This window comes from Serratia sp. 3ACOL1 (genome assembly GCF_003668775.1).
Classification (GTDB): Bacteria; Pseudomonadota; Gammaproteobacteria; order Enterobacterales; family Enterobacteriaceae; genus Chania; species Chania fonticola.
Genome location: NZ_CP033055.1, coordinates 3940936 through 3963411, shown reverse-complemented (window position 1 = coordinate 3963411; position 22476 = coordinate 3940936). Strand labels below are relative to the sequence as shown.

18 protein-coding genes, 2 pseudogenes and 1 riboswitch are annotated in these 22476 nt (G+C 50.4%); of the genes and pseudogenes, 11 read left to right on the top strand and 9 right to left on the bottom strand.

Features of this window, described 5'->3' with window-relative positions; translation table 11 throughout:
- Positions 1–167 precede the first annotated feature (167 nt).
- Positions 168–1535 (bottom strand): lysine-sensitive aspartokinase 3, encoded by a 1368-nt coding sequence (gene lysC / locus D9980_RS17870; protein WP_024483998.1) that lies wholly within the window; start codon positions 1533–1535, stop codon positions 168–170.
- Between the two features lie 110 nt (positions 1536–1645).
- Positions 1646–1839: riboswitch (Lysine riboswitch) on the bottom strand.
- A gap of 336 nt (positions 1840–2175) precedes the next feature.
- Between lysC (D9980_RS17870) and pgi the strand changes: the two genes are divergently transcribed.
- Positions 2176–3822, top strand: coding sequence for a glucose-6-phosphate isomerase (gene pgi, locus D9980_RS17865; protein ID WP_121608018.1), 1647 nt, complete (start codon positions 2176–2178; stop codon positions 3820–3822).
- 62 nt (positions 3823–3884) lie between these two features.
- On the opposite strand, the gene D9980_RS17860 is transcribed toward pgi, so the two are convergent.
- Positions 3885–5321 (bottom strand): capsule assembly Wzi family protein, encoded by a 1437-nt coding sequence (locus D9980_RS17860; protein WP_121608017.1) that lies wholly within the window; start codon positions 5319–5321, stop codon positions 3885–3887.
- Between the two features lie 224 nt (positions 5322–5545).
- Between D9980_RS17860 and psiE the strand changes: the two genes are divergently transcribed.
- Positions 5546–5953 (top strand): phosphate-starvation-inducible protein PsiE, encoded by a 408-nt coding sequence (gene psiE / locus D9980_RS17855; protein ID WP_121608016.1) that lies wholly within the window; start codon positions 5546–5548, stop codon positions 5951–5953.
- Between the two features lie 217 nt (positions 5954–6170).
- Here the strand turns inward: psiE and malG are convergent, their stop codons facing one another.
- From malG to malE, 3 genes are all read right to left on the bottom strand, one after another.
- Complete coding sequence (gene malG / locus D9980_RS17850; RefSeq protein WP_024483994.1) at positions 6171–7061, bottom strand: maltose ABC transporter permease MalG; 891 nt, start codon at positions 7059–7061, stop codon at positions 6171–6173.
- 12 nt (positions 7062–7073) lie between these two features.
- Positions 7074–8651, bottom strand: coding sequence for a maltose ABC transporter permease MalF (gene malF, locus D9980_RS17845; protein ID WP_121608015.1), 1578 nt, complete (start codon positions 8649–8651; stop codon positions 7074–7076).
- A 93-nt stretch (positions 8652–8744) separates the two neighbouring features.
- Positions 8745–9941, bottom strand: a complete 1197-nt coding sequence (malE, locus tag D9980_RS17840) for a maltose/maltodextrin ABC transporter substrate-binding protein MalE (protein WP_024483992.1) — start codon at positions 9939–9941, stop codon at positions 8745–8747.
- A gap of 354 nt (positions 9942–10295) precedes the next feature.
- Between malE and D9980_RS17835 the strand changes: the two genes are divergently transcribed.
- The 6 genes and pseudogenes from D9980_RS17835 to ubiA all read left to right on the top strand — a co-directional run bounded on the left by D9980_RS17835 (position 10296) and on the right by ubiA (position 16425).
- The gene (locus tag D9980_RS17835) at positions 10296–11270 is read left to right on the top strand and encodes an alpha-amylase family glycosyl hydrolase (RefSeq protein ID WP_121608014.1); all 975 of its coding nucleotides are present in this window, start codon (positions 10296–10298) and stop codon (positions 11268–11270) included.
- Positions 11263–12378 carry a maltose/maltodextrin ABC transporter ATP-binding protein MalK gene (gene malK / locus D9980_RS17830; protein ID WP_024483990.1) on the top strand — a complete coding sequence of 372 codons (1116 nt, stop codon included), beginning with the start codon at positions 11263–11265 and terminating at the stop codon, positions 12376–12378. The genes D9980_RS17835 and malK overlap by 8 nt, the downstream gene beginning before the upstream one ends.
- A gap of 29 nt (positions 12379–12407) precedes the next feature.
- Positions 12408–13703 carry a maltoporin gene (locus D9980_RS17825; RefSeq protein WP_162304287.1) on the top strand — a complete coding sequence of 432 codons (1296 nt, stop codon included), beginning with the start codon at positions 12408–12410 and terminating at the stop codon, positions 13701–13703.
- Between the two features lie 113 nt (positions 13704–13816).
- Positions 13817–14719 carry a maltose operon protein MalM gene (malM, locus tag D9980_RS17820; RefSeq protein ID WP_121608012.1) on the top strand — a complete coding sequence of 301 codons (903 nt, stop codon included), beginning with the start codon at positions 13817–13819 and terminating at the stop codon, positions 14717–14719.
- Between the two features lie 301 nt (positions 14720–15020).
- Positions 15021–15542 (top strand): chorismate lyase, encoded by a 522-nt coding sequence (ubiC, locus tag D9980_RS17815; protein ID WP_024483987.1) that lies wholly within the window; start codon positions 15021–15023, stop codon positions 15540–15542.
- A gap of 65 nt (positions 15543–15607) precedes the next feature.
- Positions 15608–16425 (top strand): annotated as a pseudogene (ubiA, locus tag D9980_RS17810) (4-hydroxybenzoate octaprenyltransferase).
- A gap of 243 nt (positions 16426–16668) precedes the next feature.
- Here ubiA and D9980_RS17805 read toward each other — a convergent pair.
- Positions 16669–17550: a LysR family transcriptional regulator gene (locus D9980_RS17805; protein WP_121608011.1), complete on the bottom strand. Its 882-nt coding sequence runs from the start codon at positions 17548–17550 to the stop codon at positions 16669–16671.
- 324 nt (positions 17551–17874) lie between these two features.
- Between D9980_RS17805 and D9980_RS17800 the strand changes: the two genes are divergently transcribed.
- Together D9980_RS17800 and lysC (D9980_RS27070) are read left to right on the top strand one after the other, a co-directional pair.
- Positions 17875–18267, top strand: a complete 393-nt coding sequence (locus D9980_RS17800) for a hypothetical protein (RefSeq protein ID WP_162304286.1) — start codon at positions 17875–17877, stop codon at positions 18265–18267.
- Entirely contained in the window at positions 18158–18451 is a 294-nt protein-coding gene (gene lysC / locus D9980_RS27070) for an Rz1-like lysis system protein LysC (RefSeq protein ID WP_370454272.1), read from the top strand. The genes D9980_RS17800 and lysC (D9980_RS27070) overlap by 110 nt, the downstream gene beginning before the upstream one ends.
- Before the next feature lie 147 nt (positions 18452–18598).
- Here lysC (D9980_RS27070) and D9980_RS27325 read toward each other — a convergent pair.
- From D9980_RS27325 to D9980_RS17775, 3 genes and pseudogenes are all read right to left on the bottom strand, one after another.
- Positions 18599–18778, bottom strand: a pseudogene (locus D9980_RS27325) (IS256 family transposase); the annotation flags it as partial.
- A gap of 163 nt (positions 18779–18941) precedes the next feature.
- On the bottom strand, positions 18942–19238 hold the full coding sequence (locus tag D9980_RS17785; RefSeq protein ID WP_121608008.1) for a phage holin family protein: 297 nt from the start codon (positions 19236–19238) through the stop codon (positions 18942–18944).
- Between the two features lie 489 nt (positions 19239–19727).
- Entirely contained in the window at positions 19728–20114 is a 387-nt protein-coding gene (locus D9980_RS17775) for a M15 family metallopeptidase (protein ID WP_121608006.1), read from the bottom strand.
- A 918-nt stretch (positions 20115–21032) separates the two neighbouring features.
- Between D9980_RS17775 and D9980_RS17770 the strand changes: the two genes are divergently transcribed.
- Complete coding sequence (locus D9980_RS17770) at positions 21033–22319, top strand: S8 family serine peptidase (RefSeq protein WP_121608005.1); 1287 nt, start codon at positions 21033–21035, stop codon at positions 22317–22319.
- Positions 22320–22476 lie beyond the last annotated feature (157 nt).

The following is a 22476-nucleotide window of genomic DNA, read 5'->3' as shown; positions in this document are numbered from 1 at the left end:
CCAATCAATCTCCCCTCACCCCGGCCCTCTCCCGATATGGCGTCCAGGGATGCCTGTTGTACTGTGGTGGGGAGAGGGGGCGAGTCCGGAGCTACAGGTAGGTGCAGATATTAACCTGTAGCACGTTCAGTCCCCTCTCCCTGTGGGAGAGGGTTAGGGTGAGGGGGTTACTCAAACAGATTGTGATGCAGCGTTTGTACCACGCGCTCCGCATCATCGCCCGGTACCAGGAAGCACAGGTTATAGCTGCTGGCTCCGTAGCAGATCATGCGGATATTGAACGGATCCAGTACGCCGAATACCTCTTTACCGACGCCGCAGGCCTGTGAAAGTTTGTTGCCGATCAAGGCGACCAGCGCCAGATTTTCTTCCACTTCCACCCGGCACAGCGAGGACAGTTCGGTGAGCAGGGAGGTGGTTAACAGACTGCCGCCGGTGGTGGTGGAACCGGTGGTATCCATGGTCAATGCCACGCTGACTTCGGAAGTGGTGATCAGATCGACCGAGATATTATGCCGGGCCAGAATGTTGAACACTTCGGCCAGGAAGCCGCGTGCGTGCAACATGTTCAGGCTGTGCAGCGTCAGCAGGGTTTGCTTGCGGCGTAAGGCCAGCGCGCGGAACAGCGGCGGGTTTTCTGTGGTATTGCATACCAGCGTGCCACCTGCGGCAGGATCTTTGCTTGAGCCGACGAAGACCGGGATGTTGCTGCGCACGGCAGGCAGCAGAGTGGCCGGGTGCAGCACTTTGGCACCGAAGGTGGCCATTTCCGCCGCTTCTTCAAAGGCAATTTTATCGATACGTTTGGCGGCAGGTACCACGCGTGGGTCGGTGGTATAAATACCCGGGACATCAGTCCAGATATCCACGCGGCTGACGTTTAATGCTTCACCTAGCAGGGCTGCAGTAAAGTCACTGCCACCACGGCCCAGCGTAGTGGTGCGGCCTTTGGGTTCGCAGCCGATAAAGCCCTGGGTGATCACCAACGCCTGTTGCAGGCGCGGCTTCAACAGGGTTTGAGCCAACTCGGTCAGCGCGGCGCTGTCCGGTACGGCGCGGCCGAAATGGTCGTCGGTACGCATCACTTTACGCACATCGAACCATTCTGCCTGTACCTTACGATCGCGCAGAATTTCCACAAACAGCAGGGTAGACATCAGCTCGCCATGGCTGACCAGTTCATCGGTCAGTGCGGCAGAGGTGGCCAGCGCAGCGGCTTCCGACAGCGTGGTGATATTTTCCAGCATCCGGTCGATTTCTTCGCGGATCACCATCGGGTTCTCGAGGCGATCGAGAATGGCGTATTGAATGCGGCGGATTTCGGCCAGTTGTTCGTTGCGCTTGTCGGCGTCGCAACCTTCGGCCAGGGCCACCAACAGGTTGGTGATACCGGCAGAGGCGGAGAGAACCACCAAGCGGACATCGGGATTAGAAAGTACCACGTCGGCGCTGCGGTTCATCGCCTCGAAATCGGCCACGCTGGTGCCGCCGAATTTGGCTACTACGGTTGCGTTTTGGGGTGCTGCTTGAGTCATGTAAAACCTCGTGTCAGGGACGCCATTCAAATTGGCATTTAATTTCCATAAGCCTTGGCACAAGGGAAGAGCGGTAAACAGGGAGCAGGCGTAGAGGTTGAGGCTACGATACACCCAGAAGCGCCCCACCTTGCTGACTGCACATTCAGAGCAGCCCATGGTGACAACTCAGGGGATTCAGCCCCTGTAGCCGACGTGATGATTGCCGTAAGCATCTCGCCTCGGCGTCGCTCCCCCTCCAGTGCCGTCATCGGATAATGGCTCCTCTGACACTCTACCTGGGCGACGCGCCTCTTCTGGCTTGCACACTGGATGTGCAAGTAGGTGATTAGGAATAACGGGTTTATTGGCTACTGTCAACGGGAAGACGCTGAGGGATTTTCATCTGCGCTCAGCAGGGAGTAGAGCGACCGAATATTGCGGACTGCGCATTAAGAGAAAAGCGTGGTGAGAGGGACGTTTCAGCGTCGTGATAACAGGCTGTTAGGTGAAATATCAGCAGATTGTTGTGGAAAGGTAAAAATGGGGTGTGGCGGTCTGAGAGTTAACGCCTATCGCAAGAAAAGAGATCATAATCACAGTCGAACAGGCTACAATCGGTCCATCACCTCCTATTCATTCTCAAGCATAAGAGCGCGCTATGAAAAATATCAATCCTAGTCAAACCGCTGCTTGGCAAGCCCTGCAGCAACATTTCGAACAAATCAAAGACGTCCAGATCCGTGACCTGTTTGCTCAGGATAGTGAGCGTTTCTCCAAGTTCTCTGCCACTTTCAACGATCAGATGCTGGTGGATTATTCCAAAAACCGCATTACCGCAGAAACCCTGGAGAAGCTGCAGGCACTGGCGAAAGAAACCGACCTGCAAAGCGCGATCAAATCGATGTTCTCCGGTGAGAAAATCAACCGTACGGAAGATCGTGCCGTGCTGCATGTTGCCCTGCGTAACCGCAGTAACACGCCAATCATTGTTGATGGCAAGGACGTGATGCCAGAAGTCAATGCGGTGCTGGCGAAGATGAAACAGTTCTGCGACCGCGTCATCGGCGGTGACTGGAAAGGTTACACCGGCAAACCGATTACCGACGTGGTTAACATCGGCATCGGCGGTTCAGACCTCGGCCCTTATATGGCAACCGAAGCGCTGCGCCCGTATAAAAACCACCTGAACATGCACTTTGTTTCCAACGTGGACGGCACCCATATCGCCGAAACGCTAAAACCGTTGGATCCGGCGACTACGCTGTTCCTGGTGGCGTCTAAAACCTTTACGACTCAGGAAACCATGACCAACGCCCTCAGCGCGCGCGATTGGTTCCTGAGCACCGCTGGCGATCAGCAGCACGTCGCGAAACACTTCGCCGCGCTGTCTACCAATGGTAAAGCGGTGGCCGAGTTTGGTATCGACACCGACAATATGTTCGAATTCTGGGACTGGGTGGGTGGCCGTTACTCTCTGTGGTCGGCAATCGGCCTGTCTATCGCACTGTCTCTGGGCTTTGAAAACTTCGAGCAGTTGCTGAGCGGTGCGCATGAGATGGACAAACACTTTGCCCAGACGCCTGCCGAGCAAAACCTGCCGGTGTTGTTGGCGCTGATCGGCATCTGGTACAACAATTTCTTCGGCGCAGAAACCGAAGCGATCCTGCCGTACGACCAGTATATGCATCGTTTTGCCGCTTATTTCCAACAGGGCAACATGGAGTCTAACGGCAAATACGTTGATCGTAACGGCAACCCGGTAGATTACCAAACCGGCCCGATTATCTGGGGTGAACCAGGCACCAACGGCCAACATGCGTTCTATCAGCTGATCCATCAGGGGACCAAGCTGGTGCCTTGCGACTTTATCGCTCCGGCCATCAGCCATAATCCACTGAGCGACCACCACGCCAAACTACTGTCGAACTTCTTCGCACAGACGGAAGCGCTGGCGTTCGGTAAATCTCTGGACGTGGTTGAGGAAGAGTTCGCCGCACAGGGTAAAAAGCCGGAAGAGGTCAAGCACGTTGCCCCATTCAAAGTGTTTGAAGGCAACCGCCCAACCAACTCCATCCTGCTGCGCGAGATCACCCCGTTCAGCCTGGGGAGCCTGATTGCCCTGTATGAGCACAAGATCTTCACCCAAGGTGCGATCCTTAACATCTTCACCTTCGACCAATGGGGCGTAGAGCTGGGTAAACAGCTGGCTAACCGTATTCTGCCGGAACTGGCGGGTAAAGAAGCGGTGACCAGCCATGACACCTCAACCAACGGCTTGATCAATCGCTTTAAAGCCTGGCGTTAAGTTGCTCTGAATCGCAGCCAATAAAAAACCCGCCGCGGCGGGTTTTTTGACATCTGCAGGGATTACAGATTGATCGGTACGGCCATGCTGACACCGGCACCCACGTCATCGGCGGTGCTGTTGTTGTTATCGGTGTACCACAGACTGGTATCAAACTTCACCTGATGGGTGAAGGTATAGCCCCAACCCAACTGAATGCCTTTCAGCGTGTCGGATTTCGGGAATGCCTGGTTAATGCTTTGATCTTTCGGGTTCACCTTGGCGTACACCAGGCGAGTGCTCCAGCGTTGGCCATCCTCCAACACCAGCTCTACACGGCCGGACAGCATCTGACCGTCACCGCCCATCGCGTGGCCCAGCGGGTAGCCTTGCTGGTAGTAGCCGTCTTTATAGGTATGGTGCGTATAGACATAATTCTTACGGCTCATATCGGCGCGGGTATCCGCCCCTTCAATATGCCAGTTGATCACGGTAGGGCCCCATTCCGGGTGGCCTTCCAGGCCGAGCAGATAGGTGTTTTGCGATGGCAGGAAGCCCGCCTCATCCTCACCCACCAACTGACCGTACAGACTTACTGGCATACCGATCAACGGCTGCATTTTCAGCTTGAAGTCGAAACCGGCGAGCTGGTTGCCCGGATCGTTACCCTGGCCGGAGTCGTCGTTATCACGGCCAGCAAAGGCGTCCCAGAATGAGCTGAAGGATTGCGTACGGCCATCACCCCCCCACTGCATAATGCGTGAGGTACCCAACTCCAGGAAGTCGGTTGGCATCATGGTCAGGCGGCCACCGATCAGCTTGGTGTTAGGAATGGCGGTGTATTGCGACAGTTGTCCAGCAGTGATCTGATATTGCCAACGACCGATCCAGGACAGCCAAGGTGTTTCAAACGGGGATTGATCGGCACGTTGCAGCATAAAGCCAGCCACCGGGCGTGCCGCGTCGGAACGGATCAGGCTGCCGTCATAGCCAGGACCCCACCACTGAGAGACCTCACCGAATGACAGCCACTGGTTCCACACTTTGATGGCACCGTATGAACCGTTCATATTGAATTTGGAGCCATCAGAGACGCGCTGATCGCCTTCCACTGAACCTTGCAGGCGCACGTCCCAGAACTCACCGTTGGCACCGGCGCCGATGGTCAGGCTGCTGTCGGCATAGTGACTCTGACCGAAGCCTTGCGGCGTGCCCGGTTTGTCGGTTGAGGTATAACCGCTGACGGTAATATTGGCTTTTAAGTCACCAACGCGGCGCTGTACGCGGTCAATGACGTTTTTCTCGGTGTTGGTCACCGGTTTGGCTTGCGCCAGTACCGAGTTGATCTCTTCCTGGCTTAGCGGCCAGGTAGACAGGCTGACGTTAATCACACCGCGATCGGATAACCAGGCGAGGTCATTGCGCAGATCGTTATCAGGAGTCACCAGTCCGCCGGCGTAGCTGGCAAACGAACAGGTGAAAAGGCCTGCCGCGACCAGTGCGTGGAGTTTAGCTCGCATGAAAGTTCCTTTCTAGATTACGGGAATTTGGAGGCATAATGCCTGAGATTACGCCCATGATAGAGGACATTTCAATTTGCTACAAATATATACAAGCGTAATCAATTCATACAACTGATTGAAAATAGGGTAATTCGCCTGAAGATAAACCTTCAGGGCAACTTTAGGAAAAAGCCCATTAGGCATTTTCTGCATTAATAACAGGCCGAACGACGGGAGAAGTCATGGCAAAAACATCACGATCATTGATGATCGCAAAGGGGCTACAGCGGGTACTGAACGTAGGGTTGCTGCTATTGGCGGCGATTTTGGTGGTTTTTTTGGTCAAAGAAACCTTTCATTTGGCGAAAGTGTTATTCGTCAGCAACGAGGAGTCTTCTTCGTATCAGCTGATTGAGGGGATCGTGATTTATTTCCTCTACTTCGAATTTATCGCCTTGATTGTTAAATACTTTGAGTCGGGCTATCACTTCCCGCTACGCTACTTTATCTATATTGGTATTACCGCGATTATTCGTTTGATCATCGTTGATCATGAGAACCCTTTCGACACGCTGATTTATTCCGCAGCCATATTATTACTGGTGGTGACCTTGTATCTGGCCAACACCGATCGGCTGAAACGGGAGTAAGCATAAAAATGGCGGCCCAGCAAAGGCCGCCAAAGACACAGTTCTTGATTACCCGTCGTCTTTCAAGCTACAGCGTTGTTACCTGCACTATCTCACCCCAGTCACTTACGAAAAGTAAGCTCCTGGGGATGAGATAGCTTGGTGCCTAGCTGTAACTTGAAATCCATAGGGTAATAGTTAGGAACAAAGTACATCAAACGTATTGCAGTGGCATAAATTAACCTTTCACCCCTCCCGCCGTCAGGCCACCGACCAACCAGCGCTGCGCCAGCAGGAATACGGCGGTGATCGGAATGGCGGACAACACCGCTGCGGCGGCAAAGTCACCCCACAGATAGTTCTGCGGATTCAGATATTGCTGCATGCCGACGGCCAACGTGTAGCTGTTCACGTCACGTAACAACAGTGAAGCCACCGGTACCTCGGTGATCGCCGCGATAAACGACAGAATAAACACCACCGCCAGGATCGGGACTGAAAGGGGCAGCAGCACCAGGCGGAACGCTTGCCAAGGCGTGGCACCGTCCAGGGCGGCGGCTTCTTCCAACGAGTTATCGATGGTTTCGAAGTAGCCTTTAATGGTCCAGACGTGCAGCGCAATACCGCCCATATAGGCGAATATCACACCGCCATGGGTATTGAGGCCGATAAACGGAATGTACTGCCCCAGGCGATCGAACAGGGCGTACAGTGCGACCAAAGACAGCACCGCCGGGAACATCTGGAAGATCAGCATGCTTTTCAGCAGGGTGCTTTTGCCACGAAAACGCATGCGTGCAAAGGCGTAGGCACAGGTGGTAGAGAGCGTCACTATTCCCACGGCGGTGATCGCCGCGACTTTAATCGAGTTCCACAGCCATAACAGCACTGGGAAAGGCGGTGGGGTGATACTGCCATCCGCCTGGGTGACGCTCATCCCCAGCGCCAGCCGCCAGTGGTCCCAGGAGATCTGATCCGGGATCAGACTGCCGGTGGCAAAGTTACCGGAGCGTAGCGAAATCGCTATTACCATCAGCAACGGGAACATGATCAGGGCAATAAAGCTCAGCATCAGAATATGGGTGATCCACAGGCGTACGCGCTGGGATTTAGGTTGCACCATGGCCATTGTCGTTCTCCCTTAGTCAAAGTTCATCTTGCTGGCTTTCAGATTCAGGATCGCCAGTGCGCCAACCAACAGGAAAATCAGCGTGGCAATGGCCGCCGCCAGCCCGAAGTCCTGACCCCCACCGCCTTCAAACGCGATGCGATAGGTGTAGCTCACCAACAGATCGGTATAGCCGGCCGGTGTGGTGGTGCCGATCATGTCTGGCCCGCCGCGGGTCAGCAGTTGGATCAGCACGAAGTTGTTAAAGTTGAAGGCAAAGCTGGCAATCATCAGCGGCGTCAACGGCTTTATCAGCAGCGGCAGGGTGATACGGAAGAAATTCTGCATCGGGCTGGCGCCGTCCATTGCCGAGGCTTCATACAGATCGTCGGGAATGGCTTTCAGCAGGCCCATACACAGGATCATCATGTACGGATAACCCAGCCAGGTATTGACGACCAGGATCATGCTTTTGGCGGTGAGCGGATCGGTGAACCAGGCCGGTTTAATGCCGAACAGCGCGTTGAGCATCAGGTTGATTTCACCGAAGCTCTGGTTAAATAGCCCTTTGAAAATCAAAATGGAAATAAACGAAGGCACCGCGTAGGGCAGGATCAGCAACACCCGATACACCGCTTTGCCTTTCAGCGCCTCCCACTGCACCACGCAGGCCAGCACCATGCCTACGGCCACGGTGAGGATCACGGTCATCACCGAGAAAATAATGGTCCAGACAAAGATGGAGATAAACGGCTTCTGGATGCCTTCATCGTTGAGCACCCGTAAGAAGTTTTTCCAGCCGATGGTGACGGTATAACCCGGGCTGAGGGTATCGGTGGCCCAATTACCCTCGGCGTTGATGGCCTGATAGAAACCAATCTCCGGGTTAGGGCGATACTGTACCTGGGTCTGGTTATCGGTCAGCGTGCTGCCGTCTTTGGCTAGCGTGTATAACGGGCTGGTACCGGAGAACTGGCGCAGGGAACTCATGCGCAACTCACCACCTTCAGGCAGGATGGCGACAAGCTGGCTCAGTGTTTGGCGATTCTGGGTGATCACGCGCAGCGTAGCGCGCTCACCGGCAGGCTCTGTGCTTTCTACCGCCAATTTCAATGTTTGTGGCTCGGTGGCGTTGAGGCTGAACGGCTCGGAAATCAGTAACTGGCCGTTGTCCGGATGAGTTAACTGTAGACGCCACTGTTGGTTTTCTGCCGGATACAGCCCAAAGGTGAAGGTTTTACCTGTCTGGAACTGGCGTTGCATCAGCACCGACTGAGCGCGTTCGAAGGTCAGCTGGTTGGTGCTACTGTAGTTGGTAAAGGCGATGGCGATGGTACAAATCAACGGGAACAGGACGAACAGCCCCATTCCGGCGACGCCTGGATAGACATAGCGCCAGGCATAGGCACGGCGGTTGGCGAACACGTAGAGCCCGGCACTGACCAGCACCAGCGTCAGGATGGCGAACAGATATTCTCCCTGTGCATACATCACCACAATCAGATAGCAGGTCACCAGACTGAACAGGCCGACAATCAGCCATTTCAGTATGTCACTCTGCCACCACTTCGATTTTTTTCGCGCGGGTGTTCCGGCGTGAGCAAGTTGCATAGGGCTTTCCTTTCAGGTGTTACCGCGAGAGGCCAACGGCCACTCACACAGCAGGGCAAAGGCGGGCATCACAGCCCGCCAATGGCCAGGGTATTACTTGGTGATACGGGTATGAGCATCTTCCAGTGCGGCTTTCACCGTCTGGCGGCCAGTGATGGCGTTGATCACGGCACTACGCATTGCATACCAGAAGGTACTCATCTGCGGGATGTTTGGCATGATTTCGCCGTTTTGCGAGTTCTGCATGGTGGCGGCAATCTTCGGATCTTTTGCCAACTGTTCCTGGAACGATTTCAGCGCCACGGCACCCAACGGTTTGTCTTTGTTAACGTCAGCCAGGCCCTGATCGGTGATCAGGTAGTTCTCTAGGAACTCGGTCGCCAGTTCTTTGTTCGGGCTGGCGGCGTTGATGCCTGCGGTCAGCACGCCAACGAACGGCTTGGACGGTTTGCCCTGGAAGGTTGGCAGCAGCGTGACGCCATAGTTGATTTTGCTTTGCTCGATGTTGGTCCAGGCCCAAGGCCCGTTGATGGTCATCGCCGTCTGGCCCTTGTTGAAGGCGGCTTCGGCAATCGAGTAGTCGGTATCGGCGTTGATGTGCTTGTTCTTCACCAGATCGACGATGAACTGCAGGCCAGCCTGTGAACCGGCGTTGGCTACGCCCACGTCTTTGATATTGTATTTGCCATCTTCAAACTTGAAGGCATAACCGCCATTGGCGGCAATGACTGGCCAGGTGAAGTAGGGTTCTTGCAGGTTCCACATGATGGCGCTTTTGCCTTTGGCGCGCAGCTCTTTATCCAGCGCCGGGATCTCTTCCCAGGTTTTTGGCGCTTCTTTGATCAGGTCTTTGTTATAAATCAGCGACAGGGCTTCTACCGCGATCGGGTAACCGATCAGCTTGCCGTCAAAGCGTACCGCATCCCAGGTGAATGGATAGATTTTGTCCTGGAAGGCTTTGGAAGGGTGGATTTCAGCCAACAGGCCCGATTGCGCGTAGCCCCCGAAACGGTCATGAGCCCAGAAGATGATGTCCGGGCCGTCACCGGTAGCGGCAACCTGCGGGAACTTCTCTTCCAGTTTGTCCGGGTGTTCGATGGTCACTTTGATACCGGTGTCTTTCTCAAACTTTTTACCCACCTCGGCCAGGCCGTTATAGCCTTTATCGCCGTTGATCCAGATAACCAGTTTGCCTTCTTCTATTTTGGCGAAAGCGGAGGAGGAGAGCACCAGCGTCGTTAATGCTGAAAGCGCCAGCGTGCGTACGGTTGTTGTCATTGTGCGATTCATAAATCCAATCCTTCTGTGGGGACTGCGGTAAGGAGAGCGGTTACGCGCTAATAGTGGGTCACAACCTGCTGTGTTCTCATCCTCCCCCCTTCTACGCCCCATGCCTGAGTAGTGTGATCCAGCTAGCAAACCGCCCTATTCTGTGGTGTCGGACACTAAAAGGCAGGGCTATTTTTGCAAGGAAGATCACAGATTTGCCTTATGCCGGGAACTTTCGCCGCGCATCGTCGTTCTCTCATCCTCCCATCTCCTCCCCCATGAAAAATCCTGTTACGGATGATTACCCCTCCTTGCCATTACCTCACTATTGGCAACATTGATTTTTACCGCCTAACGCTGCAGGAACCCGGACCTATGTCACCAGTGCGTACCGCCACTCACCCCACGTTGTACCGGATCCATCCGGTCAGTTTCCGCGATGGAAACGGCGATGGTGTGGGCGACGTGCACGGCATGATGGCGGCGCTGCCCTATCTGAAAGCACTGGCGGTGGACGGGCTGTTATTGCCGCAGGCGTTATCGCCAGAGGCTGGAGCGGAAGTGGCCGGGCACGGGCTGGCACTTTGGCACAGTGAAGGCACTCAGCGTATCTGTCGCAGTGCCGCTCCCGAACAGCACTATGCCCGCAGCGCCCTGGCGCTGGAAGTGGTGCCGTTCAGCTGCGAAAAGCTGGTGGAGGTATTGCATACGCATCGCCATCAACTGGGCGAAAAAGTCTGGAGCACTGGCGAAATCGATCAGCCGCGAGTAGTCAGCCATTGGGGGCAAGGCGATCTGCGTTCTGCACAGGCTTTCCTGACTCTGCTGGCCTTGCTGCCCGCTCCTATCTGTTTGTATCAGGGCGAAGAGCTGGGCTTGCCACACGCGGCGGATCTGCAAGAACCGCAGGGGGCACAAACCCCGATGCCTTGGCATGAAGCGCCAGAGCAGGTCACCGCAGGAGAGATCCACTGGTACCAACAGGTGGCGATAGAACACCGTGCGCTGGCCATCAGCCGCCAGCAGCACGACCACCATTCAACCCTACGTTACTGCCAGGCTCTGTTGGCCCTGCGTCAGCACCCGGTGATCCAATGTGGTGTTCTGAACCAGATCAGCCAGGAAAATGGCGTTATTCGCTTACTTATTACCCATCAGGATCAATGCCTTGAAGCGCTGATCAACCTACAGCCTTATACTCAGCCGGCCGCACCGGCTGAGGCGACCAAGCCTATGGCATGGCAGTACGGTGCGCAGCAAGAGGGTCATCAATGGGTCTTGGCGGGCTTCGGTTCCGCCATCTTCACACGAAATGTTAACTGCGAAAGCAGGGGAGTTACGCATGGCTAGCGTCACACTGCGCAGCGTTTATAAGGCCTTCGGCGAGGTCGTGATTTCCAAAGACGTCAATCTGACTATCGATGACGGCGAGTTTGTGGTGTTTGTCGGGCCATCCGGCTGCGGTAAATCAACGCTGCTGCGCATGATCGCCGGGCTGGAGGATATTACCTCTGGCGATCTGTTCATCGGCGAAAAACGGATGAATGAGGTGCCGCCTTCCGAGCGCGGTATTGGCATGGTGTTCCAGTCTTACGCGCTGTATCCGCATCTGTCCGTGGCCGACAACATGTCGTTTGGCCTGAAGCTGGCCGGGGCTAAAAAAGCGGAAATCAATCAGCGGGTTAATCAGGTGTCCGAAGTGCTGCAATTAGCGCATTTGCTGGACCGACGCCCCAAAGCCCTGTCCGGTGGGCAGCGTCAGCGTGTGGCAATTGGCCGTACGTTGGTGGCTGAACCCGATGTGTTCCTGCTGGACGAACCGCTTTCCAACCTGGATGCCGCACTGCGGGTGCAGATGCGCATTGAGATCTCACGTCTGCACAAGCGGCTGCAGCGCACCATGATTTACGTCACCCACGATCAGGTCGAAGCGATGACGCTGGCCGACAAAATCGTGGTGCTGGACGCCGGGCGTGTGGCCCAGATCGGCAAGCCGCTGGAACTCTATCACTACCCGGCCAACCGCTTTGTCGCGGGCTTTATCGGCTCGCCGAAAATGAATTTCCTACCGGTGAAAGTGACCGATGTGGAAGCGCTGCGGGTACAGATCGAACTGCCGATGCCCAATCGCCAATTGGTATGGCTACCGGTTGAAGGGGAGGGCATTGAGGTTGGGGCCAACCTGTCGTTGGGTATCCGCCCAGAACATCTGTTACCGAGTTCCGAATCTGAAGTGACATTGATGGGTGAAGTACAGGTGGTGGAGCAGCTCGGCAACGAGACGCAAATCCATATCCAAATTCCGGCAATTCGTCAAAACCTGGTTTACCGCCAGAACGACGTGGTGCTGGTAGAAGAAGGTGCAACATTCGCCATCGGCCTGCCGCCACACCGCTGCCACCTGTTCCGCGAGGATGGGACGGCGTGTAAACGGCTGCATCAGGAACCGGGTGTTTAAAGCATCAAGGTCTGTATAACAGGAGAATAATGATGACTACTCTGCGCAAACTTCCTCTGACGCTGGCTGTCGCCGCCGGTGTCTTGTCCACATCAGCGATGGCGGTGGATTTCCACGGCTACGCACGTTCCGGTATCGGTTGGACCGGGAGCGGTGGTGAACAACAGTGTTTCCAGTCCACCGGTGCTAGCAGCAAGTACCGTCTGGGTAACGAATGTGAAACCTATGCGGAACTGAAACTGGGCCAGGAAGTGTGGAAAGAGGGCGATAAGAGCTTCTACTTCGACACCAACGTGGCTTATTCCGTATCGCAACAGTCTGACTGGGAATCCACCAGCCCGGCCTTCCGCGAAGTGAACGTGCAGGGTAAAAACCTGATCGACGCGTTGCCAGGTGCCAACATGTGGGCCGGTAAGCGCTTCTATCAGCGTCATGACGTTCATATGATCGACTTCTACTACTGGGACATCTCAGGTCCTGGTGCCGGTCTGGAAAATATCGACCTGGGCTTCGGCAAGCTGTCTGCTGCCGTGACCCGTAACACCGAATCCGGTGGTTCCTTAGGTTATATCGACAATCAACGTGACGAGCGTCCAACCGTCAACGATACCTACGACCTGCGTTTGGCTGGCCTTGAGCTGAACCCTGGCGGTACGTTGGAACTGGGTGTGGATTATGGCCGTGCCAATGAGCAAGACGGTTACCACCTGGCCGACGGGGCAAGCAAAGACGGTTGGATGTTTACTGCGGAGCATACCCAGAGCATCCTTGGCGGCTTCAACAAATTCACGGTGCAGTACGCTACCGATTCCATGACTGCGCAGAACAACGGCCGCAGCCAAGGCTCTTCCATTGATAACAACGGCAAGATGATCCGCGTGCTGGATCACGGTGCCATCGACTTCAACGATGATTGGGCAATGATGTACGTTGCCATGTATCAGGACGTTAACCGCGACAATGACAACGGCACCACCTGGTACACCGTGGGCGTGCGCCCAATGTACAAATGGACGCCAATCATGAGCACCCTGATGGAAGTCGGCTACGACAACGTGAAGTCTCAACGTACTGGCGATCGCAACGGCCAATACAAAGTCACCCTGGCACAACAGTGGCAAGCGGGTAACAGCATCTGGTCACGTCCGGCGATCCGTGTCTTCGCGACCTACGCCAACTGGGATGAGAAGTGGGGCTACGCAAACAACGATTCCGGTGCGGGCTATAACGCAGGTACGGCTTATAACGATACCAGCATGCATACCTTCAGCCGTGGTAAAGACAGCGAAGTCACCTTCGGTGCCCAGATGGAAATCTGGTGGTAATACTGGCTTGACGGGAGGGCGCCTGTACGCCCTCCCTCTTACCGTTTAACCGGCAGTAGTGCGCTTGCCTGCCCGCTGCCGGGATATACGCTCAAAGCGAGAGGGTAATAACAATGAAAAAAAATCTACTGTCACTCTGCCTGTCTCTGGCGTTGACCGTCGGCGCACCGCTGGCGACCTATGCCGATACCCCGGCCAACGTTTCCGTCGCACCGGCCATCAGTGCCACCACCCTGCAAAGTTTGCCTTGGCAGCCGTTGGTACCGCCGGTGACCCAGGATGTCCAACTCAATAACGTCAGCCCACAGATCAACCAGGGCCAGATCCAGGGGGCCGTTGCCGCATTTGCGCTGCCGGCCGATCGGGGATCGCTGGAAATCCAACTGAGCAGTCTGGCCAATAAAAACTCAATCTATGCTCCAAGCGTATTGGTGCTCGATGAACATATGCGCCCGGCGGCCTATTATCCGAGCAGCTATTTCGCTTACCAGCCACCGGGCGTGATGTCCGCCGATCGGCTGGAAGGCACGTTGAAACTGACTCCTGCTCTGGGGCAAAAACAGATCTATCTGTTGGTGTACACCACCCAGCAGGATCTGGCTAAAACCACCATCCTGACCAACCCGGCCAAAGCCTACGCCCAAGGCGTGGGTAACGCGGTACCGGACATCCCGGATCCGATCGCCAGCCACAGTACCAGCGGCACGTTGAAGCTGAAGGTGACGGCAGAACAAGGGGCCAGCAACATCATGATTGGCATGCTGCAATCGGCTCCGGCAACGCCACCGGTCGTGGTGGGTGCTACCGCTCCGGCAGTTGCGGCTCCAGCACCGGTTGCCAGCGTACCGGCAGAGCCGATGCTCAATGACACCGAGGCTTACTTCAATAACGGCATTAAACAGGCGGTCAAGGCGGGGGATATCGATAAGGCGCTGAAACTGATGAATGAGGCCGAAAAACTGGGTTCCACCACCGCTCGTGAAACGTTTATTGGCAGCGTGAAAGGCAAGGGGTAATCCCCCACGCTACCGATGCTGGCTTGATGATTGGTGCGTTTCGGCGCACCTTTTTTCATCCGTAAGTCATTTATATCCAGCACTCGGGGGCTTCCTTGCCCAAGCTTGGCACCAACAGTACGAACTCCCTTGCGTTATGACATCCTCCACAACGACAGCCTGCCGTTTTACCCCCTGATTATGGGGGATGCGTTACGTCACGAATCTGCCTGCCGCTTTTGCATTTCTGCGTTACAATGGATTTCTGTTAACAGTTTGTATGGCTTGGCGCGGCACGCAGCCTCCGGCCTGGAGTAGCATAATGTCTGGCAATAGGGATCCCATCCTGCCGCCTATTGAGTGGCTGTCTGAACATTCCTCAATACCTGCCGCCGTTAGCGATTGGCTGATGGAGTTAGGTTCCATGACCCGCCGTTTTGAGCGCCATTGTGGCCGAGTGCAGGTAGAACCTCAGCGTGAATGCTTCATCACTCGTGACCAGCTTGCCGAAGAGGCGGTTCATCTGCCACACAGCGAGCGCTATTGGCTGCGTGAGATCGTCTTACTGGGTGACGGCGAACCTTGGTTGCTGGGGCGTACGGTGATCCCACAGGAAACACTGACCGGGCCGGATCTGGCGCTGGTCGATCTGGGGACGCTGCCACTGGGCCGTTATCTGTTCAGCAGTGAAAGCCTGACTCGTGATTATATCCATGTTGGCCAGCAGAAGGATTTGTGGGCACGGCGTTCTCGCCTCCGTCTGGCGGGAAAACCATTGTTACTGACGGAACTGTTTCTACCGGCCTCTCCACTGTATGCGGTGGAAAAGGGCACTCCGGCATAATTAGGGGAGAAAGAACTTTGGAAGGGAGCGTGATTCAAAGCAAATGGCAGGCCTATTGCCATCTGATGCGCATCGATAAGCCGATTGGCACGCTATTGTTGCTGTGGCCTACCTTGTGGGCATTGTGGTTGGCAGGGGGGGAGTTCCCTCGCCGTCGGTATTGCTGGTGTTTGTGCTCGGCGTTTTCCTGATGCGTGCTGCGGGTTGCGTGGTAAATGACTATGCCGATCGCGCTTTCGATGGGCATGTGAAACGCACCGCTGGCCGCCCGATGCCGAGCGGCCGCGTCAGTGAAAAAGAGGCCAAGATCCTGTTTGTCTCGCTGGTGCTGGTTTCCTTTGCGCTGGTGTTGACGTTGAACGCCATGACCATCTGGCTGTCGCTGGCGGCTCTGGCGCTGGCCTGGGTTTACCCGTTTATGAAGCGGGTGACCAATCTGCCACAGGTGGTGCTGGGGGCGGCGTTTGGCTGGTCGATCCCGATGGCCTATGCTGCTGTCAGCGAGTCGCTGCCACTGAGCTGCTGGCTGCTGTTTCTGGCCAATATCTGCTGGACGGTGGCTTACGATACCTTGTATGCCATGGTCGATCGTGATGACGATTTGAAGATTGGTATCAAGTCCACCGCGGTGCTGTTTGGCCGCCATGACAAGCTGATCGTCGGGTTGTTGCAGTTTGCTACGCTGTTGCTGATGCTGTGGGTGGGTTATCTAGTGCAACTGGGAGGCGCGTTTTACTGGTCGCTGTTGCTGGCGGGAGCGCTGTTTATCCATCAGCAAAAGCAGGTGGCTGGCCGCGAGCGCGATGCCTGCTTCCGTGCCTTCCTGAATAACAACTACGTTGGTTTGGTGTTGTTCATCGGTATTGCGCTTAGCTACGTTTGATTGACCTACGCAGATGAAGGCATCTATAGCGGATGCTTTCATCTGCGTATGGCCCTCACTGAAAAAGTCCCTGACGCCTCTCCCCTCAGCCAGAACCGCATCCGGCGCCCAGCACCAGGCAGTTCTGTTACTCTCTGTGTAGGAAGCGATTTCACACCTGCGAACTACTGGGTAAACGTTTGAAGGTGAGCATATTGCCCGCCTGTCGCCACTGATGCACGACCCTATTAACATGACTAATAGTCAGCCTTTATGTCTCAGAATAGCAGCGATCTGGCTAAACTTATGAATATATTCAGTGTAAAAAAACATATGCCGCTCAAAAATCACAGGTTCTGGAAAGGGGGTTGGAATAAACTCCAGTATGTCTTTATTATAAGCTCTGTCTTTGAGGCTTTCTAAAGAAATCATTGTAATGCCATTACCACAGCTAATTGTTTCCAGAATATCACTGACATCAGGTAGCCCAATAACATTGTAATCCATTCCGTAACTCCTTACTTTGTGACAGATGAGCTCAAGTATTGGATGGCTGAGTAATTCGCTGCGATGTAATATCTTTTCATTCTTAAGTAATTCATGTGTATCCTTATATCTTCCATGGGCTTTTTTATTAATAAGTAACCCCATTTGCTCTCTGGATAGAAATAAACTAGAAATATTTTTTGTTACAGGAATATCAATGTTTAAGAATGTGCTTATCGCAATATCACAACGCCCAAACTTTAACTCGTCCAGAGCGTCGCAATTTACTTGATAAACAAATATTTCCTTTTTTAATTCCGCCTGTATCTTTATTAATTTATCAACAACTTTAGGGTAATAGAAACCATCCAAAAATACCTTGCACCTCTTGGTGGTGCTGTTGTTTTGTAAGAATTCATTATAAACTCTATTGGCTTCATGATAAATAGGATGTAATGACTCATAAAGATCCCGTCCGTGATCTGTCAGTACAACCCCACCACCACACCGGTAAAATAGTTTGCTGGATACTACTTTCTCTAATTCATAAATTGAATGCCTTAATGCTGAAGGCGTTAAATAAAGGGATTCTGATGCTTTTAGATAACTCCCCATCTCAATAACCTTCATGAAATGAGATATTTTTCTAGAGAAAATCATTTCTCTCTCCACACAATTATTTTCACAAACAAACCTAGCACGTTGTAACAGTATCTTGTTGATATTGATCAATTTTTACTGACATTGATTAACGATGAGATTGGATTTTGTTAACAAAAAAGTGATAATAAGACTAATATCTATTTAGATTAACACGGTATTCTTTAAATTTTACTCATAATGAGAGTGGATCACACTAAGTCTAAACAAATAATATACAAGTTATGAAAAATACGCAATAGATAAAAATTCACACTGCAGTTAAAATAATTCACCCACGATAGGCTAGCATTAATGTTAATGTTGTTACCTGATGGGTCAATCATGCAGCCTAAATTAAATTACTATGGCATACAATATATAGTGAGCCTCATGATAATTAAAAAACTAGCACTTATAATATTGACTGTTGTCATTGGCGGTAATGGACTATTGATTTATACACAACAAAAAAACATTAATAAACTCCGACAAGAATATCAACGGGTATCAGCACAGGCTGACAATATGAAGCAACAGTTAGCATTGACTCGCACCCACTCTATAATTTTGTCTGAGACACTGGAGAAACAGATAAATAGGCGATATCAATTATGGGAGAAAACACATGTCACACGTGAAGCCTTACGCAAAGCACAGGGTAATAATTGGTGTGCAGGGCAGTCTGTGCCTGATGATGTTATACGGTTGCAGTATAAAACCCTCAACTCCAATTAGCTGTTCGGCTGAAATTATACCACAATACCTTCTTACATCATGTCCGATACCAAGGTTTGATGTCAAAAAATGGGGTGATTATCCGGACTATGTGGCCCGTTTGCATCTAGCAATCAATCGCTGTAATACTGATAAGCAAGCCATTATGTCAATACTTCACTCTCATAATCTTTCAACAGACTAACATCTTTTCTATAGCAAGAATTGATTGGTGAAGTTGTTGATCATCTTTCATCCTTTTCTATCATTTAAATGGCTAGCCTGCAGCATAGCAAGAACTGCCTGACAAGGGAGTTAAAAAGCCAATACAATCGTGTGGGGTTGTCAGTCAGAAGGTGCCCGTTGGCGTTTTGTTAGAGCTGTTCTTGCGGTTAGCTTCAATGCCATTAGCCAGATGGAGGCCCAGTTCTGCGGTCAGAGCGGCTGATTAAAGGATGCTGTCTTTATCCATCAGAGCCTGAACGTCCTGAAGAGCTTTCAGGGCTTTGTAGAAATCGAAAGGCTGAGTCATTTGTCATTCCTGTTTGATATAAATTACTGGAATGACACAGATTGTCTAACATCTCAATGAAAATTTATTACAGGTCTCGTTGGGTGGGTTATTCCCACTCGAAGGGAATGAAAAATAATTACATTATAATTAATGGTTTTAATGTCAATTTAATCGCCTTGTTTTATGGTGGAAAGAACCGTCGCCATAAATAATTTATTGCAGAGTTACCCATTGCACCAAATAATCCAGAGAAAAACAAAGTCATATAGTAACTTGTGCCGCTCTCTACACTCAATAACCCACCTAGCAACCCAGTAAACCCTGATATGATAATTTGACTTATAACTCCAATCCAATTTGGTTGTTTTTTTTGATGATTTATTCTAATAAGGTATCTTACCACCCCTCCCCAGATTGAGAAGGTGATAATAATTATCCAGATGGTATACTGAGAGTCACAAGGGTCTTTATTTGGCATTGCTTTCTCCTTCCCTCACTCACTTTACTTAACAATAATTGACTGAGTAATAGATGATATAAAACGAATTAATACATTATCTTTAATCAGAATGCAGCTTTTCAAATAATGACTACAGACACCATTGGCCATAGAAAAGGAAATATCAACAGAACTGTCTAGCAATGTCAACTTGCGCCGAAGTCTGAAAATGAGCTGAGAAATATTAATGCGGCTTATTATTGCTTCTCTACCTTGCCACACATAACTTATAATCTCATTAACTGATATCATCTTTTTTATTCGTGCGTTTGTTATACATTTAAATAATAAGAATTCTTTTTTTGTCAAAAAAATACTTTTACCTTTAAATGATACCGTTCTTATTGTCTCATCAATAATTATTATTTTCATTTTCGCATCCCATCTTGGTATTTAGAAGTTTATATACTGACACCATCAGTAATAACACTGTCAGTTATCATTCAAATGACTCATCGAATAGGGAACTTATGGATAGAACTGCTTAGGTAATTCAAAATGCGGGCCGTCCCGAAGGCTTTTCCAGTCCCCTCCCCAGATCAAAGGCACGTTTAACTCTTTTGCTGCTGTCTTCATCGAGTCTGCGACCTTCATAAAGGCTGACCAGTCATTCCATGGTATGATGTTATTTATCCAAGGAACAAGATCGACTGCATGTCCGGTTAGATGGCGACTGCTAAGTGTTTGCGAAACACCTGAGGCCTTAAGTTTTTTTTGTCTGTCCAGACTTCTTCGTCCTTCGATAACACTAAATGCTATTTCACAACGTGCATGTGCGTTACGGACAACGGCAACTAAATCTGGATGGATATCCTGTAAAGCCAGTTCACTTTGTTGACTCAATATACGTTTCATAAACCTTTCCCTCTTACTTTTTGGTGATTTCTGTTTCTCACATATTTATAAACCCTCTTCACTGACATATTAACGAAACATATGATTAGATGAGAGGTTTTTTATTTTCGCTGCGTGAATTTTTTTCTTTTTGTAGTAGTTAGTTAAAACAGATCATTTCATTTTGGCTCGGGTCATCACCTCAATCACCGCCTTCTCCGTGGGTTATGAGCCCCTGGATATCGGGCAGGCCTGGTCATCGCATCTGTGTTATTAGGTGCATTTCTCTACGAAGCTGGCACTGTCGTTAATAGGCGTTTGAGGAAGGACATATTGCTTAACGCGACTTTTCATTCCGTTGAGCGTCAGACCCGAATACCAACGCAAGCACATTAAAATCACATCATGGGATAGTGAGGATGCTTGAAGTTTTGTCTAACAATACACATAACTAACTCTGTTATATGTAAGGGGTAAAACGATGATGATATCATCTGCGATTTTTAATGCGACACAGCTATTTTTTTAAAAAATAATGTGTTTTTTAATTAAATTACATTGATACACATGAGTTATTAAGAAGTTATAGAACATGACATTATTAATATGTATTCTAACAGCTTAAATTTGAAATGTAATTAATATATAACCATTAACATAAGGAAGTAACTTGAGTTAACAATATTCGTGATGTTAGCATTCCGTTGTCAATCATACATCAATAAATATTTTGTTAGCATATCGATGGCTCAAATATTATTGGGTAATACTGGCAACTTTGAGTAGCAATGTCGCTAATTGATACATCTTTAGTGTCAGATATTGATTGATTAAACAAATGGTGTGGGAACCTATCAGCTATTTTTATCGTTCGCTATTAATAGGTGGTTTTTTCACACGGTATCTTATTAAATGATTAATATAAAAGGTTAATTCAAAATGGCTAAAAATAATATTATTATTAAATTAAAGAAATCAGATGATCTCAATCATAAGATATTAAATGATGAGTTGCTAAATCAGTTTACCTACAAACCAATTGTAACCGATGAAATGTTATTTGAAAATGGGCGTATTAATAAAGTAAATTATGATAGCTTGATGGGGATCTGCTATGTACAGAAGTTAGAAGGTATGACTCTTGAAGAAAAACAAAAATTAGCCAATGAAATGTCAAAATGCCATTTCGTTGAGTATGCCTATGTCGAAATGGCAATGCCACCTATTTTATCAGAATTTACTGTACAAAAAGATGATGCTTCTTCCTTGGAAACGGACTATACACCTTATTTTTTTTCAACTCAGGGGTACAAAGATGGTCTAACTGAATTCCATAAAGGTATAGATATGGAATACGCATATTCAATTGGAATATATGGGCAGGGTGTAACATGTGCTGTTATCGATGGTGGTTTTAATTTCAGACATATTAACCTAAAAAAGGAGACTTTTATTAATTTTGATGAGACTGATGTTAATCACGAACACGGTACTGCTTGTGCAGCAATCTTGTACGGTAAAGATTCAGGGTTTGGTATAAGAGGTTTAGTGTATGGTGCAGACAAATGTTATGCCGTTAGTAATGCCGAAGAATCCGTCAATGCATTAATTAACATACTACCTTATTTGAATGAAGGTGATATCGTTAGTCTATCTTGGGGTAGTGATAAGTATCCGATGGATCATGATCTTGCATTTTGGGAAGTTGCCAAAGAGGCTACCTCCGCCGGGATCATAATTTGTATTTCTGCCGGAAATAGCAGCGTAAATATGGACACTGCCGAAGAACTGGAAGAGTACCGTAATCGTCCAGATAATGGTGTTATCCGTGTCGGTGCTGGCGATCGTTTTAGTTTGGAGAAAAAGGCTTTCTCAAATCACGGTAACTTAATCCATATTCAGGGATGGGGCGATCGAGTCACTACCGCTGGCGGAAAAGATTTTTATGATTATATAGCGCCTGTGCCATTAAGAGAGTCAGAAAATTGCAAATACACGTTTAATTTTTTTGGAACGTCGGCGGCAACACCAATTGTTGCTTCTGCAGCGGTGGCAATTCAATCATGGTATAAGCAAGAAACTGGAAAAGTCCTTTCACCTATTGAAATGCGAAATTTGCTCATTGCAACTGGGATCCCACAAAAAAATCCAGAAAGAGGTCACGTCGGGCCAATGCCAAATATTAAGAACGCTATTGATGAACTAAGTAGGCGTATTCGAAATTAAATAGAATATTAATAAGTAGATATAAAGGCGTTAATACACCTTTCAGATTGCTGACAAAGTCCTGGCCGAGAGGCCAGGGCTTTTATCTAATAAGGTCAGTGCAAAAACGGATTGACGGTCATGCTCAAAGAGACCGCTCCCCAGGAATATCATTTTG